This is a genomic window from Streptomyces sp. NPDC043854 (genome assembly GCF_056436005.1).
In genome coordinates, this window is the sequence record NZ_JBWKDK010000002.1 from 164,373 (window position 1) to 183,949 (window position 19,577).

Genomic DNA, 19,577 nt, shown 5'->3' on the forward strand with positions numbered 1-19,577 from the left:
CAGCCGTCGGACGCGTCGTGTCACGCGGTCAGCGCCCCGAACGCCCCGTGCGCGAGCCGGCGCAGCAGCGCCTCCGTCGCCTCCCGGCCGAGCGCCGCCAGGTGCGGAGTGGAGTTCAGCAGGCCGAAGACGGCGTGCACGGCCACCCGCACCTCGGCCTCGCCGACCTGCGGGTGCAGGGACCGTACGACATCCACCCACAGCTCGACGTACTTGCGCTGGAGCTGGCGTACCAGCTTGCGGTCGGCCTCGCGGAGCCGGTCGAGCTCCCGGTCGTGCAGGGTGATCAGCGCGCGGTCGTCGAGCGCGAAGTCGATGTGGCTGTCGATCAGCGAGGCCAGGACCGCGGACGGGTCCCCGTCGGCCTCCTCCACCCGGCGGCGCCCGCCGGTCAGCAGCCGCTCGCTGATGCCGACGAGCAGCTCCGCGAGCATGGCGTCCTTGCCCGCGAAGTGCCGGTACAGCCCGGGGCCGCTGATGCCCACCGCGGCGCCTATCTCGTCCACACCGACGCCGTGGAATCCGCGTTCGGCGAAGAGGCGGGCTGCCTCACTGAGGATCTGCTCGCGACGGGTCGGGGCGGCCGCTGAAGTGCTCATGGGAATCCATTCTAGACAGGGCCGTTAGCGATCGTTAACCTTGGCTCCACAGAGGTTAACGCTCATTAACCGCGTGGACCGAGCAAGGGAGCTCGACCGATGCAGCAGGCACCCGTCCTCACGAGCGCCGCCGACCCGGCGTCCGAGGCCTGGCGCACCAACGAGGCCGCCCACCGCGAACTCGCCGAGGGCCTGCGCGCCCGCCTGGACGCGGCCCGGCTCGGCGGCGGCGAGAAGGCCCGCGCCCGCCACACCGCGCGCGGGAAGCTGCTGCCCCGCGACCGGGTGGACACCCTCCTGGACCCCGGCTCCCCCTTCCTCGAGCTGGCCCCGCTGGCAGCCGAGGGCATGTACGGGGGCGCGGCCCCGGCCGCCGGTGTGATCGCCGGCATCGGCCGGGTCAGCGGACGGGAGTGCGTGATCGTCGCGAACGACGCCACGGTCAAGGGCGGCACCTACTACCCGATGACGGTCAAGAAGCACCTGCGGGCCCAGGAAGTCGCGCTGGAGAATCGTCTCCCCTGCCTCTACCTGGTCGATTCCGGCGGCGCCTTCCTCCCCATGCAGGACGAGGTCTTCCCCGACCGCGAGCACTTCGGCCGCATCTTCTACAACCAGGCCCGCATGTCCGGCGCCGGCATCCCGCAGATCGCGGCCGTCCTCGGCTCCTGCACCGCCGGCGGCGCGTACGTGCCGGCGATGAGCGACGAAGCGGTCATCGTCCGCAACCAGGGCACGATCTTCCTCGGCGGCCCGCCGCTGGTGAAGGCGGCCACCGGCGAGGTGGTCACGGCCGAGGAGCTCGGCGGCGGCGAGGTGCACAGCCGCGTCTCCGGCGTGACCGACCACCTCGCGGAGGACGACGCGCACGCGCTGCGGATCGTGCGGAACATCGTGGCGACCCTGCCCGAGCGCGGGGCCCTGCCCTGGTCGGTCGAGCCCGCCGAGGAGCCGAAGGCGGACCCGTACGGCCTGTACGGCGCGGTCCCCGTCGACTCCCGCACCCCCTACGACGCCCGCGAGATCATCGCCCGGATCGTCGACGGCTCCCGCTTCCAGGAGTTCAAGGCGGAGTTCGGCACCACGCTGGTCACCGGCTTCGCCCGGATCCACGGCCACCCGGTCGGCATCATCGCCAACAACGGCATCCTCTTCGCCGAATCCGCCCAGAAGGGCGCCCACTTCATCGAGCTGTGCGACCAGCGCGGGATCCCGCTGCTGTTCCTCCAGAACATCTCCGGCTTCATGGTCGGCCGCGACTACGAGGCCGGCGGCATCGCCAAGCACGGCGCGAAGATGGTCACCGCCGTGGCCTGCACGCGCGTGCCGAAGCTGACGGTGGTCGTCGGCGGCTCGTACGGCGCGGGCAACTACTCGATGTGCGGCCGGGCGTACAGCCCCCGCTTCCTGTGGATGTGGCCCAACGCCAAGATTTCGGTGATGGGCGGCGAGCAGGCCGCCTCCGTCCTGGCCACGGTCAAGCGCGACCAGTTGGAGGCCGCCGGCCAGGAGTGGCCGCTGGACGACGAGGAGGCCTTCAAGGCCCCGGTCCGCGCCCAGTACGAGGAGCAGGGCAACGCCTACTACGCCACGGCCCGGCTGTGGGACGACGGCGTCATCGACCCCCTGGAGACCCGGCAGGTGCTGGGCCTGGCCCTGACGGCGTGCGCGAACGCGCCGCTGCCGCAGAGGGACCCGGCGCAGCCGGCCTTCGGCATCTTCCGTATGTGACCTGAGACCTGTGACGTGAGGACCCCAATGTTCAGCACTGTCCTTGTGGCCAACCGGGGCGAGATCGCGGTCCGGGTCATCCGCACCCTGCGGGAGCTCGGGATCCGGTCCGTGGCCGTGTTCAGCGACGCCGACGCGGACGCCCGGCACGTACGGGAGGCCGACACGGCCGTCCGCATCGGCCCGGCCGCGGCCGCCGAGAGCTACCTGTCCGTGGAGCGGCTGCTCGACGCGGCCCGGCGCACCGGCGCCGAGGCCGTCCACCCCGGCTACGGCTTCCTCGCGGAGAACGCGGCGTTCGCCGAGGCCTGCGCCGGGGCGGGCCTGTCCTTCATCGGCCCGCCCGCGTCCGCGATCTCCCTGATGGGCGACAAGATCCGGGCGAAGGAGACCGTACGGGCCGCAGGTGTGCCCGTGGTCCCCGGCTCCTCCGGCAGCGGCCTGTCCGATGCCGAACTCGTCGCGGCCGCCGAGAAGATCGGTATGCCGGTGCTGCTCAAGCCCTCCGCGGGCGGCGGCGGCAAGGGCATGCGCCTGGTCCGCGACGGTGCGCTGCTCGCGGACGAGATCGCGGCGGCCCGCCGCGAGGCCCGCTCCTCCTTCGGCGACGACACGCTGCTCGTGGAGCGCTGGGTGGACCGGCCGCGGCACATCGAGATCCAGGTGATGGCCGACGCCCACGGCAACGTGGTGCACCTGGGCGAGCGCGAGTGCTCGCTCCAGCGGCGCCACCAGAAGGTCATCGAGGAGGCCCCCTCGGTCCTGCTGACCCCGGAGATCCGGGCCGCCATGGGTGCGGCGGCGGTGGAGGCGGCGCGGGCGTGCGGGTACGTCGGCGCGGGCACGGTGGAGTTCATCGTCCCCGGCGGGGACCCGTCCTCCTACTACTTCATGGAGATGAACACCCGCCTCCAGGTGGAGCACCCGGTGACGGAGCTGATCACCGGCCTGGACCTGGTGGAGCTCCAGCTGCGGGTGGCGGCCGGCGGCGAGCTCGGCCTCACGCAGGACGACGTGACGCTGACCGGGCACGCCATCGAGGCCCGTATCTGCGCGGAGGACCCGGCCCGCGGCTTCCTGCCGTCCGGCGGCACGGTGCTGGCGCTGTCGGAGCCGTCGGGTCGGTCGGTGCGGACGGACTCCGGGCTGACGGCCGGGGTGGACGTGGGCTCCACGTACGACCCGATGCTGTCGAAGGTGATCGCGTACGGGCCGGACCGGGCCGCCGCCCTGCGGGTGCTGCGGGGGGCGCTGGCCGACACCGTGATCCTGGGTGTGCAGACGAACGCCGGCTTCCTGCGGCGGCTGCTGGCCCACCCGGACGTGGTGTCCGGGAACATGGACACCGGTCTGGTCGAGCGCGACCTGCCGGGCCTCCTGCCGGAGGGGGTTCCGTCAGAGGTGTACGCGGCGGCCGCCCTGCTGGGCCGGACGTCCTTCCCCCACGCCGCCCCTTCCCGGAACCGGGGCTCCGCCCCGGACCCCGCCTGGGCCGACCCGTTCGGTTCGGGCAACGGCTGGCGCATGGGCGGCACCCCGGCCTGGACGGTGCACCACTTCCGCCTCCCGGGCCAGGACCCGGTCACGATCCGCACCCGCCGGCGGGGCGAAGGGCTGGAGTTCCTGGAGCCCGCACACGACAGCGGCGCCGGGCAGAACCAAGCCCCGCCGGTGATTGAGGCGCGGGGTCCGGGGCAGGGCCCCGGCGGGCCGGCCGCGGGCCGGATCGTCAGCCGCACCGCCGACCACCTCACCATCGAACTCGACGGCGTCACGCACACCTTCAGCCACGCCGCCTCCCCGGAGGGGACCTGGCTGGGCCGCGACGGCGACAGCTGGCACGTCCAGCACCACGACCCGGTCGCGGCGGCCCTCGGCGGCCGCGGCCACGCGGGGGCCGACACCCTCGCGGCGCCGATGCCGGGCACCGTCACCGTCGTGAAGGTCGCGGTCGGCGACCGGGTCGCCGCCGGCCAGAGCCTGCTGGTCGTTGAGGCGATGAAGATGGAGCACGTCATCTCCGCCCCGCACGCCGGCACCGTCACCGAGCTGGACGTCTCCCCGGGCACCACGGTCGCCATGGACCAGGTCCTGGCCGTGGTCACCCCCGAGGACGCAGAGGAGGAGGGCGCATGAACGGGCTGCCCATGACCATCCCGGCCGCCGGCCTGCCGGCGCGGGTGCGGATCCACGAGGTCGGGGCCCGCGACGGGCTCCAGAACGAGAAGTCGGCCGTACCGACCGCGGTCAAGGCGGAGTTCATCCGCCGGCTGGCCGCAGCCGGGCTGACCACGGTCGAGGCCACCAGCTTCGTCCACCCCAAGTGGGTACCCCAACTGGCGGACGCCGAGGAGTTGTTCCCGCGGCTCGACGACCTCGCCCGGGCCGGGGTGCACCTGCCGGTGCTGGTGCCGAACGAGCGCGGGCTGGACCGGGCGCTGGCCCTCGGCGCGGAGCGGATCGCCGTGTTCGGCTCGGCGACCGAGACCTTCGCCTCCCGCAACCTCAACCGGACGATCGCCGAGTCCCTGGCCATGTTCGAGCCCGTCGTGGCCCGGGCCAAGCAGGGGAAGGCGCATGTGCGGGGCTACCTGTCCATGTGCTTCGGCGACCCCTGGGAGGGTGCGGTCCCGGTCCACCAGGTGGTCCGCGTCGCCAAGGCCCTGCTCGACCTCGGCTGCGACGAGCTGAGCCTCGGCGACACCATCGGCGTCGCCACTCCCGGGCACGTGCAGGCGCTCCTGTCCGAGCTCAACGAGGAGGGCGTGCCGACCGACCGGATCGGCGTGCACTTCCACGACACCTACGGCCAGGCCCTCTCCAACACCCTCGCCGCGCTCCAGCACGGCGTGACCACGGTCGACGCCTCCGCCGGCGGCCTCGGCGGCTGCCCGTACGCGAAGAGCGCCACCGGGAACCTCGCCACCGAGGACCTGGTGTGGATGCTCGACGGCCTCGGCATCGAGACCGGGGTCGACCTGGCCGCCCTCACCGCCACGAGCGTGTGGATGGCCGAACAGCTGGGGCGTCCGAGCCCCTCCAGAACCGTCCGCGCCCTCTCCCACAAGGAGTAACGAAGACATGTCCCTCGACCACCGGCTCTCCCCCGAGCACGAGGAACTCCGCCGCACCGTGGAGGCGTTCGCGCACGATGTCGTCGCGCCCAAGATCGGCGACTTCTACGAGCGGCACGAGTTCCCCTACGAGATCGTCCGCGAGATGGGCAGCATGGGCCTGTTCGGTCTGCCCTTCCCCGAGGAGTACGGCGGCATGGGCGGCGACTACCTCGCCCTCGGCATCGCCCTGGAGGAGCTGGCCCGCGTCGACTCCTCGGTCGCCATCACCCTGGAGGCGGGCGTCTCCCTGGGTGCCATGCCGATCTACCTGTTCGGCACGGAGGAGCAGAGGCAGCAGTGGCTGCCGAAGCTGTGCGCGGGCGAGATGCTCGGCGCCTTCGGCCTGACCGAGCCGGGTGCGGGCAGCGACGCCGGCGGCACCCGCACCACCGCCGTCCGCGACGGCGACGAGTGGGTCATCAACGGCTCGAAGTGCTTCATCACCAACTCGGGTACGGACATCACCGGCCTGGTCACGGTCACCGCGGTGACAGGACGCAAGCCGGACGGCCGCCCGGAAATCTCCTCCATCATCGTGCCGTCCGGGACCCCGGGCTTCACGGTGGCGGCCCCGTACTCCAAGGTGGGCTGGAACGCCTCCGACACCCGGGAGCTGTCCTTCGACGGCGTCCGGGTGCCGCTGGCGAACCTGGTGGGCCAGGAAGGCCGCGGGTACGCCCAGTTCCTGCGGATCCTCGACGAGGGCCGCATCGCCATCGCGGCGCTGGCCACGGGCCTGGCGCAGGGCTGCGTGGACGAGTCGGTCAAGTACGCCAGGGAGCGGCAGGCGTTCGGCCGGCCGATCGGCGACAACCAGGCCATCCAGTTCAAGCTGGCGGACATGGAGATGCGCGCGCACATGGCTCGAATCGGCTGGCGCGACGCCGCCTCCCGCCTCGTCGCCGGCGAGCCGTTCAAGAAGGAGGCGGCGATCGCGAAGCTGTACTCCTCGACGGTCGCGGTCGACAACGCGCGTGAGGCCACGCAGATCCACGGCGGCTACGGGTTCATGAACGAGTACCCGGTGGCCCGGATGTGGCGCGACTCGAAGATCCTGGAGATCGGCGAGGGCACCAGCGAGGTGCAGCGCATGCTCATCGCCCGGGAGCTGGGCTTCTCGGCCTGAACTCGCGTATAGCACAAGGGGGCCCGAAGAAACTTAGGGCCCCCTTACCGTTTTCAGCCAAGGTTAGGCTAACCTTCCCAGCGAACGGCCCCGTGGTCGCCCCGGCACGTACTGAAAGCGGACACCAAAATGCCCAAGTCCCGTACCTCCCCCTTCACCCGTCGCGGTCTCATCGCCGCCGGCGGCGCTCTCGGCCTCGTCGCGGCGCTGACCGCGTGCGGCGGCGGCTCCGACTCGGCGAAGAGCGAGGGCGACAAGGACAAGGGTGCCGCGGCCTCGGGCGCCTGGACCTTCAAGGACGACCTCGGCAAGGACATCAGCCTCAAGGCCCAGCCGAAGAACGTCGTGGCCTACACCGGCACCGCCGCCGCGCTCTACGACTACGGCGTCCAGGTCAAGGGCGTTTTCGGCCCGACCAAGACCGCCGACGGCAAGCCCGATGTGACGGCCGGTTCGATGGACATCTCCAAGGTGGAGATCCTCGGCAACGTCTACGACGAGTTCAACGTCGAGAAGTACGCCGCCCTCCAGCCCGAGCTGCTGGTCACCAACACCTGGGACGGCACCTACTGGTACGTCCCGGAGGCCTCCAAGGACAAGATCCTGAAGCTGGCCCCGGCCGCCGCGATCGGCACGGGCGGCGACGCCTCCATGGACAAGGCCCTGCAGCGCACGGCCGACCTGGCCAAGGCCCTGGGCGCCGACCTGAACACCAAGAAGACCACCGACGCCAAGGCCGCCTTCGAGGCCGCCGCCGCCAAGGTCCGCGAGGCCACCAAGGCCAACCCGGGCATCAAGGTGCTCGTCGGCTCCGGCACCGCCGACCTGTTCTACGTCTCCACCCCGAAGACCTCGGCCGACCTGAAGTACTTCGAGACCCTGGGCGTCGAGTTCGTCGTCCCGGAGAAGGACAAGCTCGACCAGGGCGGCTTCTTCGAGAGCCTCAGCTGGGAGAACGCCGGCAAGTACAAGGCCGACCTGGTCCTGCTCGACAACCGCACCGGCACCGCGCAGCCGGAGGACCTGAAGGCCAAGCCGACCTGGACCGAGCTGCCCGCCGTCAAGGCCGGCCAGGTCGCCCCGCGCGTGACCGAGCCGATCTACTCGTACGAGAAGTGCACCAAGATCCTGGAGGACCTGGCCAAGGCCATCCAGGGCGCCAAGAAGGTCAGCTGACCACCGGCCTGACGGCACCACAGGCCTGACGGCACCCACCGGCCTGACGGCACCACCGGCCACCGGCGCCGGGCCCGCGGCAACCGCCCCGGGTCCGGCGCCCACTCGACTCCCAGGGGGACTCCGCATGACCGCCACCGCGCCCGAGAGCGCCGAGGCCGCCGAGGCCGTGGCCCACTTCCGCTTCTTCACGATGGAAGTGGTCCGCACCCGCCGCCTCGGCCACTCGTTCCTGCGGGTCACCTTCGGCGGCGAGTCCCTCGCGGGCTTCCGCTCGGGCGGCCGGGACCAGAGCCTGTCGCTCTTCCTGCCGCCCGCCCACCGGGAGCACACCGAACTCCCGTCCACGGACGAGGACACCTGGTTCGCGGGCTGGCGCGGGATGCCGGACGGGGAGCGCCCGGTGATGCGCTCCTACACCGTGCGCGAGCAGCGCACGACGGCCGAGGGGGCGGTCGAGGTCGACATCGACTTCGTGCTGCACGGGGACTCCTCCCCGGCCTCCTCCTGGGCCGGGCGGGCGGTGACCGGCCGCCGGATCCTGGCGATCGGGCCGGCCGTCGCGGAGAACAAGTCCGTGCGCTTCCAGCCGCCCGCGGGCACCGACGCGCTGGTGATGTACGCGGACGAGACGGCGCTGCCCGCTGCCGCGGCCATCCTGGCGGGGCTCGACTCCGGCATGCGGGTCAAGGCCTTCTTCGAGGTGCCGCACGCCGACGACCGGCTCGACCTGTCCGCCCCGGCGGCCACGGACATCACCTGGATCGTGCGGGAGGCCGGCCCGGGCCGCACCGAGCGCGTCGTGGACACGGTGCGCGCGGCCGAACTGCCCGTCTCCGGGACCCCGTACGCCTGGCTGGCGGGCGAGGCCGGCACGATCCGCGCGGTGCGCCGCCACCTGGTGCAGGAACGTTCCATCGACCGGCGCGCGGTGCGCTTCACCGGCTACTGGCGCCTGGGTGCGAGCGAGGAGGAGCTCCTCGCCGAGGCGTACGCGGGCCAGGCGCCCAGCGAGGACCCCGGCGCCGAGCTGTAGCGGACTCCCGGCAGCCGCACGCGCCTTCACCGCGCACCCCCCGACACTCTCGACAGCTCTCCGGCGGGCCCTGGCATTTCCGGCCAGGGCCCGCCTCTATTTGGCTTGCAACTTAGGTTAGGCTAACCTAAGAAACATCTGTCCCACCCTTCTCCCCCTGCCCGGAGGAAAGTTGATGCGCTCGCATCTCCTGAACGAGACGACCTCGGAGCACTACCGCCGCTCCGTCACCGAGGGCGTCGAGCGCGTCGCGGCCAAACTCGCGACCGTCCAGGGTCCCCACACCGGGATATCGGTCGACGAACTCGCCCCGGTCATCAACGGGATCGACCTGGACCGGCCGCTCGAGGACCCGGCCGCCGTCCTCGACGAGCTGGAGGAGGTCTACCTGCGCGACGCGGTGTACTTCCACCACCCTCGCTACCTGGGCCACCTCAACTGCCCGGTCGTCATCCCCGCCGTCCTCGGCGAGGCGATCCTCTCGGCCGTCAACTCCTCCCTGGACACGTGGGACCAGTCCATCGGCGGCACCCTCATCGAGCGCCGCCTGATCGACTGGACCGCCGGGCGGATCGGCCTCGGACCGGCCGCGGACGGCATCTTCACCTCCGGCGGCAGCCAGTCCAACTTCCACGCGCTGCTCCTGGCCCGCGACGAGGCCTGCCGGAAGATCATGCAGGGCAGCGGGCGCGCCCCGGCCAAGTCCGAGGTCCTGCCCCGGCTGCGCATCTTCACCTCCGAGGCCAGCCACTTCAGCGTCAAGAAGTCGGCCGCCATGCTCGGACTCGGCTACGAGGCCGTCATCGCCGTCCCGGTCGACCGCAACCGCCGCATGGACACCTCCGTCCTCGCCCTGGAGCTGGAGGAGTGCGTCCGCGAGGGCCTGTACCCGATGGCCGTCGTGGCCACCGCCGGCACCACCGACTTCGGGTCCATCGACCCGCTCCCCGAGATCGCCCGCCTGACCGCCGAGCACTCCGCGTGGATGCACGTGGACGCCGCCTACGGCTGCGGACTGCTGGTCTCCCCCACCCGCCGGCACCTCCTCGACGGCATCGAGCACGCCGACTCGGTCACGGTCGACTACCACAAGTCCTTCTTCCAGCCCGTCAGCTCCAGCGCGATGCTGGTCCGCGACCGCGACACCCTGAAGCACGCCACGTACCACGCGGACTACCTCAACCCGCGCCGCATGGCCGAGGAGCGGATCCCGAACCAGGTCGACAAGTCCATCCAGACCACCCGCCGCTTCGACGCGCTCAAGCTCTGGATGACCCTGCGCACCATGGGCGCCGACGGCATCGGGCAGCTCTTCGACGAGGTCGTCGACCTGGCCGCGGCCGGCTGGGACGTCATCGCCGCCGACTCCCGCTACGAGGTCGTCGTCCGCCCGCAGATTTCCACCCTGGTCTTCCGCTACGTCCCCGAGGGCGACGTGCGCGACGACCTCGTCGACGAGGCCAACCTGCACGCCCGCAAGGCCCTGTTCGCCTCCGGCGAGGCAGTCGTCGCCGGCACCAGGGTCGACGGGAAGCAGTACCTGAAGTTCACCCTCCTCAACCCGCAGACCACCACGGCCGACATCAAGGCCGTGCTCGACCTCCTCGCGTCCCACGCCGAGCAGTACCTGGGAGAATCCCTTGCAGTCGTCTCGTGAGCCCCGTGACCCCCGCCGGCCGCACGATTTCATCGGTATCGGCCTCGGTCCCTTCAACCTGGGACTCGCCTGCCTGACCGCCCCGGTCGACGAGCTCGACGGCCTCTTCATCGAGACGAAGCCGCACTTCGAGTGGCACGCCGGGATGTTCCTGGACGGCGCGCACCTGCAGACGCCGTTCATGTCGGACCTGGTCACCCTGGCCGACCCCACCTCGCCCTTCTCCTTCCTGAACTACCTGAAGGACCAGGACCGGCTGTACTCCTTCTACATCCGGGAGAACTTCTACCCGCTGCGGACCGAGTACAACGACTACTGCCGCTGGGCCGCCGACCGGCTCGACAACGTGCAGTACTCCACCTCCGTCACCGAGGTCACGTACGACGAGCAGGCGGGCCTGTACGCGGTCAGCACCGACCGCGGCGAGACCCACCTGACCCGCCGCCTGGTCGTGGGCACCGGCACCCCGCCGTACGTCCCGGCCGCCTGCGGGCAGCTCGCCGGCGACTTCATCCACAACTCCACCTACATGCAGCACAAGGCGGAGCTCCAGAAGAAGAAGTCCATCACGCTGGTCGGCTCGGGCCAGAGCGCCGCGGAGATCTACTACGACCTGCTGTCGGAGATCGACGTCCACGGCTACCAGCTCAACTGGGTCACCCGCTCCCCGCGGTTCTTCCCGCTGGAGTACACCAAGCTGACGCTGGAGATGACCTCCCCGGAGTACGTGGACTACTTCCACGCCCTCCCCGAGGAGACCCGCTACCGCCTGGAGACGCAGCAGAAGAACCTCTTCAAGGGCATCGACGGCGAGCTCATCAACGCCATCTTCGACCTGCTCTACCAGAAGAAGGTCAGCCTGCCCGGCCCGGTGCCCACCACCCTGCTGACCAACACCTCGCTGAACTCGGCGGCGTACGACACCACCACCGGCACGTACACCCTGGGCCTGCGCCAGGAGGAGCAGGAGCGTGACTTCTCCCTCGCCACCGAGGGCCTGATCCTCGCGACGGGCTACAAGTTCGTCCTGCCGGAGTTCCTGGCGCCGATCCGCGGCCGCCTCAACTTCGACGGCCACGGCCGCCCCGACGCGGCCCGCAACTACAGCATCGACGTGACCGGGCGCGAGGTCTACCTCCAGAACGGCACCGTCCACAACCACTCCATCACCTCGCCCGACCTGGGCATGGCCGCGTACCGCAACGCCTACCTCGTCAAGGAGATGCTGGGCCGCGAGTACTACAAGGTCGAGAAGTCCATCGCGTTCCAGCAGTTCGCGGCCCCGGAAGGCACGCACATATGAGCACCACCGAGTCCCTGTACTCCCGCACCGACGCGGCCCTCGGCACCTTCGCCATCCGGCCCCTGGACCCGTTCTCCGACGCGGAGCTGCTCCACGGCTGGGTCACCCACCCCAAGGCGGCGTTCTGGATGATGCAGGACGCCTCGCTGCCCGACGTCGAGCGCGAGTACATGAGGATCGCGGCCGCCGAGCACCACGACGCGTTCATCGGCCTCCACGAGGGCCGCCCCGCCTTCCTGATGGAGCGCTACGACCCGAGCAGGCTGGAGCTGGTCGGCCTGTACGACGCCCGGCCCGGCGACGTCGGCATGCACTTCCTCGTCGCGCCCAGCGACACGCCGCTGCACGGCTTCACCCGCGCCGTGATCACCACCGTGATGGCCGCCCTGTTCGCCGACCCGGAGACCCTCCGCGTCGTGGTCGAGCCGGACGTGGGCAACGCGGCCGTGCACGCCCTGAACGAGGCCGTCGGCTTCGTCGTGGACGGCCCGGTGCAGAAGCCGGAGAAGGAAGCCCTGCTGAGCTTCTGCACCCGCGAGCAGTTCGAGGCGGCCACCGGCCTGGCGGGAGTGGCGGCATGAACCTCGCCGACGCGATCTCCCACCTCTCCCCCGAGCTGTGGGAGCGGGCGAACCGCGCGCTGGTCCGCAAGGCCCTGGCGGAGTTCTCCCACGAGCGCCTGCTGACCCCGAAGCCGCTCGGCGACGGGTCCTACGCGGTCCACAGCGACGACGGCACGGTGGAGTACCGCTTCACTGCCACCCGCCACGCCCTCGACCACTGGGCGGTGGACGAGGCCTCGGTCACCCGCCTCCGGGACGGCGCCGAGCTCCCGCTGGACGCCCTCGACTTCCACATCGAGTTGCGCGGGACGCTGGGCCTGAGCGCCGAGGTCCTGCCGGTCTACCTGGAGGAGATCTCCTCCACGCTGGCCGGCTCGGGCTTCAAGTACACCAAGCCGCAGGTGCCGGCCGCCGTCCTGGCGAAGTCCTCGTTCCAGGACATCGAGACGGGCATGACCGAGGGCCACCCCTGCTTCGTGGCCAACAACGGCCGCCTCGGCTTCGGCGTCCACGACTACCGCTCGTACGCACCGGAGGCCGCGAGCCCCGTCCACCTGGTGTGGGTGGCGGCCCGCAAGGACGTCTCCACCTTCACGGCGGGCGCCGGCCTGGAGCACGACTCGTTCATGCGGGCGGAGCTGGGCGAGGAGACCCTCGCGGTCTTCGAGGCGCGGATGGCCGCCCAGGGCCTGGACCTGGCGGACTACCACCTGCTGCCCATCCACCCCTGGCAGTGGTGGAACAAGACCACGGTGACCTTCGCCGCGGAGATCGCGGGCCGCCGTCTGGTGCTGCTGGGCGAGGGCACGGACAGCTACCTGGCGCAGCAGTCCATCCGGACCTTCTTCAACACCAGCGCCCCCGAGAAGTACTACGTCAAGACGGCGATCTCGGTCCTCAACATGGGCTTCATGCGCGGCCTGTCCGCCGCCTACATGGAGGCCACCCCGGCGATCAACGACTGGCTGCACCGCCTGATCGAGGGCGACGAGGTGCTCCGGTCGGTGGACTTCTCGATCATCCGCGAGCGGGCGGCGATCGGCTACCACCACCGCCAGTACGAGCGCGCCACGGACCGCTACTCGCCGTACCGCAAGATGCTGGCCGCGCTGTGGCGCGAGTCCCCCGTCGCGTCCCTGAAGGAGGGCGAGCGCCTGGCGACGATGGCCTCGCTGCTCCACGTGGACTCCGAGGGCCGGTCCTTCGCCGCCGCCCTGATCGCCGAGTCGGGCCTGACCCCGCAGGAGTGGCTGCGCCACTACCTGAGGGCCTACCTGGTCCCGCTGCTGCACTGCTTCTACCAGTACGACCTGGCGTACATGCCGCACGGCGAGAACACCATCCTCGTCATCGAGAACGGCGTGGTGAAGCGGGCGATCTTCAAGGACATCGCCGAGGAGATCGTGGTCATGGACCCGGACGCGGTCCTGCCGCCGGCGGTGGAGCGGATCCGGGCGGACATCCCGGAGGACATGAAGCTGCTGTCGATCTTCACGGACGTGTTCGACTGCTTCTTCCGCTTCCTGGGCCCCATCCTCGCCACGGAGGGAGTCTGCGAGGAGGACGTGTTCTGGCAGGCGGTCGCGGACTGCGCCCACGCCTACCAGGACTCGGTGCCGCAGCTCGCGGAGCGCTTCGAGCGGTACGACCTGTTCGCGGAGGAATTCCAGCTGTCCTGCCTCAACCGGCTCCAGCTGCGCAACAACAAGCAGATGGTCGACCTGGCCGACCCGTCGGCCGCCCTCCAGCTGATCGGCAACCTCAAGAACCCCGTCGCGCCCTTCGCGCGCCGGTGAACGAGGGGCGGGCGGTGCTTTCGATACGGTCCCTCGGAAGCACCGCCCGCCCCCTCCTGCTAGCGTCCGCGTCCATGGCTGAATTCACCAACAGGCGGCACATCACGTCGGTCGCGCAGCTCGACCCCGTCCAGGCCGAGCAGGTCAGGCTCTGCGGGGCCGCCTACGACGACGAGGACCTCCCGGCCGAGCGGCGCCTGAACCCGGAGGCGCCCGACGACGAGGCGGTGTTCTACGCCTGCGAACTCTGGGACGTGGTGGCCGACGGATCGCCCGTCTACGAGGCGTGGTTCTACCAGTCGGACAGCGGATCGATCTTCCTGGCCGGAACCACCGAGATGGTCGCCCAGATCATCCAGTGCGGCCTGGAGTGCGAAGACGCCGAGCGTGAACGGGAACTGGGCGCCGCGATGGTCCGCGCCGGCCTGCTCCCTCCCGGCGATTCGGAGTACCGGCGTCTGCGGCGGGCCGCCGACGCGACGCCGTAGGCCGCAGGCCGCCGCACGGGGCGGCGCCGGCACTCCGGTCCGCCGCGTGCGCCACCGGGGCGCGGAGCCTACGTCCAGGGCACGTCCGGGGCGCGGTGGAAGGCGATGCCCTGGGCGTCCAGCCGGGCTGCCTGCGCCGCGAGGCGCCCGCTGTACGCGCTCCAGTCGCGCGGGGCCGGGCTCCAGCCCAGCTCCGCCAGACTCAGCACCCGGGGGAAGGCCATGAACTCCAGGTCGGCCCGTGTCGCGATGGTCTCCGTCCACAGCGGCGCCTCCACGCCGAGGACGGCCGATTCCGGGACGTCGGGCAGGTACGCCCCCGGGTCCCAGTCGTACGAGCGGCGCACCGGGACGTAGCCCGCCCAGGCCAGGCCCTGCTCCGTCGTGGTGTCGTACTTCATGTCCAGGTACAGCCGGTCCGCCGGCGACAGGACCAGCGGGTGGCCGGCCTTCGCCGCCGCGGCCACCGCCGCCTTCTCCGCCGCCGCCGTCCGGTCGTGGCCCCAGTACTGCAGGACCGCGCCCGGGGCCGGCCGGGCCGAGGCCAGCTGGTGCCAGGCCACCACCGTCTTGCCGTGGCGTGCGACGGCCTGCTGCGCCCGGTCCATGAACGCCGCGTAGTCCGCGGCCGGGGTCTGGTGGGCCTCGTCGCCGCCGATGTGCAGGTAGCGGCCCGGGGTGAGCGCGGCCAGCTCCCCGAGCACGTCCTCGACGAACTCGTACGTCCGCTCCTTGCCGACGCACAGCGAGCTGAAGCCGACCTTGGTGCCGGTGTAGCGCTCGGGCGCCTTGCCGTCGCAGTTCAGCTCCGGGTAGGAGGCGAGGGCGGCGTTGACGTGGCCCGGCATGTCGATCTCGGGGACCACGTCCACGTACCGCTCGGCCGCGTACGCCACCAGGTCCCGGTACTGGTCCTTCGTCCAGTGGCCGCCGGGGCCGCCGCCGACCTCGCTGCCGCCGCCGTACTCGGCGAGCCGGGGCCAGGAGTCGATCGCGATCCGCCAGCCCTGGTCGTCGGTCAGGTGCAGGTGGAGGGTGTTGACCTTGTACTGGGCGAGCTGGTCGACGTACCGCTTGACCTGGTCCACCGTGAAGAAGTGGCGGGCGATGTCCAGCATCGCCGCCCGGTAGGCGAAGCGGGGCGCGTCGGTGATCCGGCCGCCCGGGACGGTGCCCGGGCCGGACACGGGCAGCAGCTGGCGCAGGGTCTGCCCGGCGTGGAAGAGGCCGGCCGGGGTGCGGGCGGTCAGGGTGACCCCGCGCGGGCCGGAGTCCAGCCGGTAGCCCTCCTCGCCGAGCCCCCCGGCCCGCTCGTCGATCCGCAGCAGGATCCCGTCGCCGGCCGAGCCGTGGACCACGGGCAGCGGCAGGCCGGAGGTGCCGCGCAGCTGCTCGGCGAGGAGCTCGCCGACCCGCCGGACCTCGGCATCGCCGGCCGGGCCGGTACGGATGACCGTGCCCGCCGCGACGGGGTAGCCGGGGCCCGCGGCCCGTGCGGAGGCCGGCGCGGGCAGGAGCCGCTCGTAGGGGGTGAGGGCGGCGGCAGGGCGGGCCTGCCCGGGGTGGGCGTCCCCGGGTCGGGCGTCGGCGCCGCGGGCGGAGGCGCAGGAGACGAGCGCGCCGAGGACGAGGAGGGTGCCGAGCGTGCGTCGCAGGACTCTCATGGCCCAGGTATAGGCCAACTGCCGTGCTGGGGACGGTGCGAGAATCGCAGGATGGCGGAAATCATCCAGAAGGACGGTACGTGGACCTTCGACGGGGACGCGGTGCGCATCGTGCCCGGTCGGGACAAGGGAGTGGGTCTGCTGCGCCAGACCCTCGGCGAGGTGGTCGTACCGCTGCGGGCCCTGGCGGGGATCAGCCACGAGCCGGGGCGCAAGACGGGCCGGCTGAGGCTGCGGCTGCGTGACGGGGCGTGCCCGCTGCTCCAGGTGACCGGGGGGCGGCTGCCGGAGGCATCCGACCCGTACCGGCTGACGGTGGAGTCGGACCGCAGCGGGGTGGCCGAGTACTTCGTGGACGAGGTGCGCAACGCGCTGCTGCTGGAGCAGGTGCCGGCGGGGCCGGTGGACGCGTACCTGCTGCCGGGGCCTGCGGTGCCGATCACGGTGGGGGCGGGCGACGGGACGGTGGCCTTCGACGGGGACCGGGTCGGCCTGGACTGGAACTGGACGACGGAGGAGGCCAAGAGCTCGGGCGGGCCGCGCGAGTTCCGGGTCGCGGACCTGCGGTCGGTGGAGTGGTCCCCGTCGAAGGGGCTGGACAACGGCTGGATCCGGTTCAGCCTGGCGGGGGCGGCGCCGGCTCCGGCGCCCAAGTACGACCCGTACACGGTGGAGCTGTTCGGCTTCAAGAAGGACCCGCTGATGGCGCTGGTCGCGGCGGCCGTGGCGGTGCGGATGCCGCATCCGGCGGCTCCGGCCGAGCCCGTCCCGGTGCCGGCGCAGTCGCCGTCGCTGGCTCCGGCGCCCGCGGCGGAGGCGGCGGGGGCGGCGGCGGGCGGGGAGGACCACGATGCGCTGCTGCGGCGGCTGCGGGAGCTGGGTGAGCTGCACCAGGCGGGGATCCTCACGGCGGACGAGTTCGCCGCCGCCAAACATGCCGTTTTGCGTCGTTTCTAGCCGGTTAATTAGCGGATCGATGCATTCCGCAGGTCTGTACCAGCGTGATCCTGCCCGCATTCGGGCAGGATCTTTGCTTTTCCCGGGTCTCGGACGTCAATATCTACGAGTGCTCGACCGCCGCCCGTCGTACGACGATCTTGTCGACCACCTGGTGCGCAGCACCGCGCTGCAGCGCGGGGAGGCCGCCCGGGTGGTGCTCGACGTGCTCGCGTACTTCGACGAGACGACCGAGGAGTTCGTCCGGCGCCGCCACCGGGAGCTTCAGTCCGGCGGGGCGGTCAACGCGGACATCTTCGAACGGATCGCGGCCGAGCTGCCGCACCGGGCCGTGGCGCCGCCGGAGCTGTCCCTGCGGCAGCTCCGCCGCATCGTCTACGGCTGACCGGCCCGCACGGCACCGGTCACGGCACACCGGCCGCTTCGGCAGCGGCAAGAGCGACACCCGAACCTCAGGAGGGGCAACACTTCATGTGCGGAATCGTGGGATACATCGGCAAGCGCGACGTGGCGCCGCTGCTGCTCGAAGGCCTGCAGCGGCTTGAGTACCGCGGGTACGACTCCGCGGGCATCGTCGTCAACAGCCCGAAGTCCGCGGCGCTGAAGGTCGTCAAGGCCAAGGGCCGTGTGCGCGACCTGGAGACCCGCGTCCCCAAGCGCTTCGCCGGCACCACCGGTATCGCCCACACCCGCTGGGCCACCCACGGCGCCCCGAGCGACATCAACTCCCACCCGCACCTGGACGCCGAGGAGAAGGTCGCGGTCGTCCACAACGGCATCGTCGACAACGCCGCCGAGCTCCGCGCCAAGCTGGAGTCCGAGGGCGTGGTCTTCGTCTCGGAGACCGACACCGAGGTGATCGTCCACCTCATCGCCCGCTCCGGGGCCGACACCCTCGAGGAGAAGGTCCGCGAGGCGGTCAAGGCGATCGAGGGCACCTACGGCATCGCCGTCATGCACGCCGACTTCGCCGACCGCATCGTCGTCGCCCGCAACGGCTCCCCGGTCGTCCTCGGCATCGGCGAGAAGGAGATGTTCGTCGCCTCCGACGTCGCCGCGCTGGTCGCCCACACCCGCCAGGTCGTCACCCTCGACGACGGCGAGATGGCCACCCTGAAGGCCGACGACTTCCGCACGTACACCACCAGCGGCGCCACCACCACCGCCACCCCGGAGACCGTGGAGTGGGAGGCCGCCTCGTATGACATGGGCGGCCACGACACCTACATGCACAAGGAGATCAGCGAGCAGCCCGACGCGGTCGACCGCGTGCTGCGCGGCCGCATCGACGACCGCTTCTCCACCGTGCACCTGGGCGGCCTGAACCTGGACCCGCGCGAGGCGCGCGGCATCCGCCGGGTCAAGATCCTCGGCTGCGGCACCTCGTACCACGCCGGCCTGATCGGCGCGAGCCTCATCGAGGGCATGGCCCGCATCCCCGCGGACGCCGAGCCGGCCTCCGAGTTCCGCTACCGCAACCCGGTCGTCGACCCCGACACCCTCTACATCGCCGTCTCCCAGTCCGGTGAGACCTACGACGTCCTCGCCGCCGTGCAGGAGCTCAAGCGCAAGGGCGCCCGCGTCCTCGGCGTGGTCAACGTGGTCGGGTCCGCGATCGCCCGCGAGGCCGACGGCGGCGTGTACGTGCACGCCGGCCCCGAGGTCTGCGTGGTGTCCACCAAGTGCTTCACCAACACGGTCGTGGCCTTCGCGCTGCTCGCCGTGCACCTGGGCCGCATACGCGACCTGTCCGTCACCGACGGCAAGCGGATCATCGAGGGCCTGCGCCGCCTGCCCGCCCAGATCGAGGAGATCCTCAAGGGCGAGGAGGACATCAAGAAGCTCGCCGCCGAGTACGCCGACGCGAAGTCGATGATGTTCATCGGCCGCGTGCGGGGCTACCCGGTGGCCCTGGAGGCCTCCCTCAAGCTCAAGGAGATCTCCTACATCCACGCCGAGGCCTACCCGGCCTCCGAGCTGAAGCACGGCCCGCTCGCCCTGATCGAGCCGGCGATGCCGACGGTCGCGATCGTCCCGGACGACGACCTGCTGGAGAAGAACCGCGCCGCGCTGGAGGAGATCAAGGCCCGCAGCGGCCGGATCCTGGCCGTCGCGCACCGCGAGCAGGAGAAGGCGGACCACACCATCATCGTCCCGAAGAACGAGGACGAGCTGGACCCGATCCTGATGGGCATCCCGCTCCAGCTGCTGGCGTACCACACGGCGCTGGCCCTGGGCCGGGACATCGACAAGCCGCGCAACCTGGCGAAGTCCGTCACGGTCGAGTAGCAGCCGCCGCGCCCTGCCGGCCCGTGGGCCGAAAACGGCGGGCACACGCGACGCGCACGGGAACGGCCCCCGGGAT

16 protein-coding genes are annotated in these 19,577 nt (G+C 71.5%); 14 read left to right on the forward strand and 2 right to left on the reverse strand.

Annotated features, from left to right (window positions below):
• Window positions 1–20: 20 nt before the first annotated feature.
• Window positions 21–599, reverse strand: coding sequence for an SACE_7040 family transcriptional regulator (locus AC068A_RS02700; RefSeq protein WP_478579717.1), 579 nt, complete (start codon window positions 597–599; stop codon window positions 21–23).
• Between the two features lie 99 nt (window positions 600–698).
• Here AC068A_RS02700 and AC068A_RS02705 point away from each other — a divergent pair, with 99 nt between their 5' ends.
• The 11 genes from AC068A_RS02705 (at window position 699) to AC068A_RS02755 (ending at window position 14,591) form a co-directional block, all read left to right on the forward strand.
• Entirely contained in the window at window positions 699–2,330 is a 1,632-nt protein-coding gene (locus tag AC068A_RS02705) for a carboxyl transferase domain-containing protein (RefSeq protein WP_478579720.1), read from the forward strand.
• A gap of 27 nt (window positions 2,331–2,357) precedes the next feature.
• Window positions 2,358–4,466: an acetyl/propionyl/methylcrotonyl-CoA carboxylase subunit alpha gene (locus AC068A_RS02710; RefSeq protein WP_478579723.1), complete on the forward strand. Its 2,109-nt coding sequence runs from the start codon at window positions 2,358–2,360 to the stop codon at window positions 4,464–4,466.
• Window positions 4,463–5,404: a hydroxymethylglutaryl-CoA lyase gene (locus AC068A_RS02715; RefSeq protein ID WP_478579726.1), complete on the forward strand. Its 942-nt coding sequence runs from the start codon at window positions 4,463–4,465 to the stop codon at window positions 5,402–5,404. Before AC068A_RS02710 ends, AC068A_RS02715 begins: the two co-directional genes overlap by 4 nt.
• A 7-nt stretch (window positions 5,405–5,411) precedes the next feature.
• Entirely contained in the window at window positions 5,412–6,572 is a 1,161-nt protein-coding gene (locus AC068A_RS02720) for an acyl-CoA dehydrogenase family protein (RefSeq protein WP_478579728.1), read from the forward strand.
• A gap of 129 nt (window positions 6,573–6,701) precedes the next feature.
• Window positions 6,702–7,748, forward strand: coding sequence for an ABC transporter substrate-binding protein (locus tag AC068A_RS02725; protein WP_478579730.1), 1,047 nt, complete (start codon window positions 6,702–6,704; stop codon window positions 7,746–7,748).
• A gap of 127 nt (window positions 7,749–7,875) precedes the next feature.
• The gene (locus tag AC068A_RS02730) at window positions 7,876–8,784 is read left to right on the forward strand and encodes a siderophore-interacting protein (protein ID WP_478579733.1); all 909 of its coding nucleotides are present in this window, start codon (window positions 7,876–7,878) and stop codon (window positions 8,782–8,784) included.
• A gap of 175 nt (window positions 8,785–8,959) precedes the next feature.
• Complete coding sequence (locus AC068A_RS02735) at window positions 8,960–10,441, forward strand: pyridoxal phosphate-dependent decarboxylase family protein (protein WP_478579735.1); 1,482 nt, start codon at window positions 8,960–8,962, stop codon at window positions 10,439–10,441.
• Window positions 10,425–11,744, forward strand: a complete 1,320-nt coding sequence (locus AC068A_RS02740) for a lysine N(6)-hydroxylase/L-ornithine N(5)-oxygenase family protein (RefSeq protein ID WP_478579737.1) — start codon at window positions 10,425–10,427, stop codon at window positions 11,742–11,744. Before AC068A_RS02735 ends, AC068A_RS02740 begins: the two co-directional genes overlap by 17 nt.
• Window positions 11,741–12,325 carry a GNAT family N-acetyltransferase gene (locus AC068A_RS02745; protein ID WP_478579740.1) on the forward strand — a complete coding sequence of 195 codons (585 nt, stop codon included), beginning with the start codon at window positions 11,741–11,743 and terminating at the stop codon, window positions 12,323–12,325. Before AC068A_RS02740 ends, AC068A_RS02745 begins: the two co-directional genes overlap by 4 nt.
• A complete protein-coding gene (locus AC068A_RS02750; protein WP_478579742.1) occupies window positions 12,322–14,103 on the forward strand; it encodes an IucA/IucC family protein in 1,782 nt (593 codons plus the stop codon). Before AC068A_RS02745 ends, AC068A_RS02750 begins: the two co-directional genes overlap by 4 nt.
• A gap of 74 nt (window positions 14,104–14,177) precedes the next feature.
• Window positions 14,178–14,591 carry a hypothetical protein gene (locus AC068A_RS02755; protein ID WP_478579745.1) on the forward strand — a complete coding sequence of 138 codons (414 nt, stop codon included), beginning with the start codon at window positions 14,178–14,180 and terminating at the stop codon, window positions 14,589–14,591.
• 68 nt (window positions 14,592–14,659) lie between these two features.
• Here the strand turns inward: AC068A_RS02755 and AC068A_RS02760 are convergent, their stop codons facing one another.
• Window positions 14,660–16,255, reverse strand: a complete 1,596-nt coding sequence (locus AC068A_RS02760; protein WP_478579747.1) for a beta-N-acetylhexosaminidase — start codon at window positions 16,253–16,255, stop codon at window positions 14,660–14,662.
• A gap of 51 nt (window positions 16,256–16,306) precedes the next feature.
• Between AC068A_RS02760 and AC068A_RS02765 the strand changes: the two genes are divergently transcribed.
• From AC068A_RS02765 to glmS, 3 genes are all read left to right on the forward strand, one after another.
• Window positions 16,307–17,212 carry a DUF4429 domain-containing protein gene (locus AC068A_RS02765; protein ID WP_478579749.1) on the forward strand — a complete coding sequence of 302 codons (906 nt, stop codon included), beginning with the start codon at window positions 16,307–16,309 and terminating at the stop codon, window positions 17,210–17,212.
• Between the two features lie 109 nt (window positions 17,213–17,321).
• Window positions 17,322–17,597, forward strand: coding sequence for a hypothetical protein (locus tag AC068A_RS02770; protein ID WP_478579752.1), 276 nt, complete (start codon window positions 17,322–17,324; stop codon window positions 17,595–17,597).
• Window positions 17,598–17,683: 86 nt separating this feature from the next.
• Entirely contained in the window at window positions 17,684–19,501 is a 1,818-nt protein-coding gene (gene glmS, locus AC068A_RS02775) for a glutamine--fructose-6-phosphate transaminase (isomerizing) (RefSeq protein WP_478579755.1), read from the forward strand.
• Window positions 19,502–19,577 lie beyond the last annotated feature (76 nt).